Origin of the sequence: Roseateles sp. (genome assembly GCF_031397715.1) — a bacterium.
GTDB lineage: Bacteria > Pseudomonadota > Gammaproteobacteria > Burkholderiales > Burkholderiaceae_C > Paucibacter_A.
Genome location: NZ_JANNMI010000116.1, coordinates 1 through 2,306 on the forward strand (window position 1 = coordinate 1; position 2,306 = coordinate 2,306).

At 64.2% G+C, this 2,306-nt stretch carries 2 protein-coding genes; both read left to right on the forward strand.

Annotated elements, in window-relative coordinates:
- Positions 1-892: sigma 54-interacting transcriptional regulator (locus tag RMO57_RS05170; protein ID WP_310384861.1), on the forward strand; the 892-nt coding region annotated here is incomplete at its 5' end.
- A 145-nt stretch (positions 893-1,037) separates the two neighbouring features.
- On the forward strand, positions 1,038-2,306 hold a 1,269-nt coding region (locus RMO57_RS05175), incomplete at its 3' end, for a 3-hydroxyacyl-CoA dehydrogenase NAD-binding domain-containing protein (RefSeq protein WP_310384864.1).

The window sequence follows — 2,306 nt, forward strand, 5'->3', positions numbered from 1 at the left end:
CGGTCACGAGCGCGGCGCCTTCACCGGCGCGCAGGCGACCAGGCGTGGCCGCTTCGAGCAGGCCGACGGCGGCACGCTGTTTCTGGACGAGATCGGCGATATGCCGCTGGAGTTGCAGACCCGGCTCTTGCGGGTCTTGTCCGATGGGCAGTTTTACCGCGTCGGCGGCCACAGCCCGCTGCGCAGCAATGTGCGGGTGATCGCGGCCACCCACCAGAACCTGGAGGCGCGGGTGCGTCAAGGCGCGTTCCGAGAGGATTTGTTTCACCGCCTGAACGTGATCCGTCTGCGCCTGCCGCCGCTGCGCGAGCGCCGGGAAGATATCGCCGTGTTGGCCAAGTTCTTCTTGCAGCGCAGTGCGGCCGAGTTGGGGGTGGAGCCCAAGCGCTTGACCGACGCCGCGCTGGAACTCTTGCTCAACTTCGAATTCCCCGGCAATGTGCGGCAGTTGGAAAACATCTGCCATTGGCTCAGCGTGATGGCACCCAGCCAGGTGGTGGAGCCCAAGGATTTGCCGCAAGAGCTGCTGCAGCCCGGTTTGGGTTTGAGCATAGAGCAGCCGGCCGAAGTGGCGGCCATCGAGGCGGCTCCGGCGCCCATGCCGACCAAGGCCGTCTCGGTAATGTCGCCATTGCCGGTGTCCGCTCCGGCCATGCCCAGCTTTGGCGCCGGGCCCGATGCTTGGGTGGCGGAGGTGTCGCGCGAAGCGCGGCGCCTGTTGGCGGCGGGCGAAACCGATGTGTGGGACAGCCTGACGCGCCGTTTTGAAGCCAGCCTGATCTTGGCGGCGCTGGACCTCACACGCGGGCGGCGCATCGAAGCCGCACAAAAACTCGGCATCGGGCGCAACACCATCACCCGCAAGATTCAGGAGTTAGGGCTGGACATCTAGGCCGGTGGCCCCCTGTAAACCCTGAGTATTTTTGTCACGGCAGCGACATCATCGCGGCTGCTTTGCTGCCTAGAATCGAACGATCGTTCTATTTTGGCGGGTCGCTTTCTGAGTGGCGCCGCTCCTTCTCCACCAAGGGGTCAGCATGACAGCCACTTACGAAGTCCGCGGCCAAGTCGCCGTGATCACATTGAACAACCCGCCAGTCAACGGCATGGGCTTGCTCACCCGTCAAGCGGTGGCGGCCGGCATTGAGCGAGCCGAAGACGATGCGGCCATCAAGGCTGTGGTCATCACCGGCGCCGGCGCGGCTTTTTCGGGCGGCGCTGACATCAAGGAGTTCGGCAGCCCCAAGGCGCTGGCCGAGCCCAACCTGCTCAGCCTGATCAGCCTGGTTGAGGCCTGCGCCAAGCCGGTGGTGGCTGCGATTCACAGCGTTTGCATGGGCGGCGGGCTGGAGCTGGCACTGGGTTGCCATTACCGCATTGCGGCTGCCGGCACGAAGGTGGCGCTGCCCGAAGTCAAGTTAGGTCTCTTGCCCGGTGCCGGCGGCACGCAGCGTTTGCCGCGTGCGCTGGGTGTCGAACCGGCGCTGAATATGATCGTCAGCGGGGAGCCGGTGAATAGCGAGTTACTCGCTCAGGTGCCGGGGCAGAAGTTGTTTGACCGCATGGCCACCGGTGATTTGATGGAAGAGGCCTTGGCCTTGGCGGCAGAAATGGCCGATGTGCGACCCTTGCCGCGCGTGCGCGATCTGAAAGCCCGCTGCGCTAATCCGGACGCCTTCTTCCAGTTCGCCCGCAATATGGTCGGCGGCATGAGCAAGAATTTCCCCGCGCCGCTGCGCTGCCTGGAGGCGGTGGCGGCTGCGGTGACGATGAAGTTCGACGACGGCATCAAGGCCGAGCGGGCCGGCTTTGCAGCGCTGATGGTGACGCCGGAATCGGGTGCCTTGCGTCATGCCTTCTTCGCCGAGCGCGCCACCACCAAGATCGCCGATGTGCCCAGCGACACGCCGACCCGCAAGATCGCCAAGGTGGCGGTGATCGGCGCCGGCACCATGGGCGGCGGCATCAGCATGAATTTCCTCAACGCCGGCCTGCCGGTCGTGATGCTGGAAACCAAGCAGGAAGCGCTGGACCGCGGCGTCGCAACGATTCGCAAAAACTACGAATCGCAGGTCAAGAAGGGCAAGCTCAAGCAGGATAAATTCGAGGCCCGCATGGCCTTGCTCAGCACCACGCTGAACTACGCCGACATCGGCGATGCCGATCTGGTGATCGAGGCGGTGTTTGAGGAGTTGAGCGTCAAGCAAGCGGTGTTCAAACAACTCGACGCGGTGATGAAGCCGGGTGCGATTCTGGCCAGCAACACCTCGACGCTGGACCTGAACGCGATCGCCAATTTCACCAAG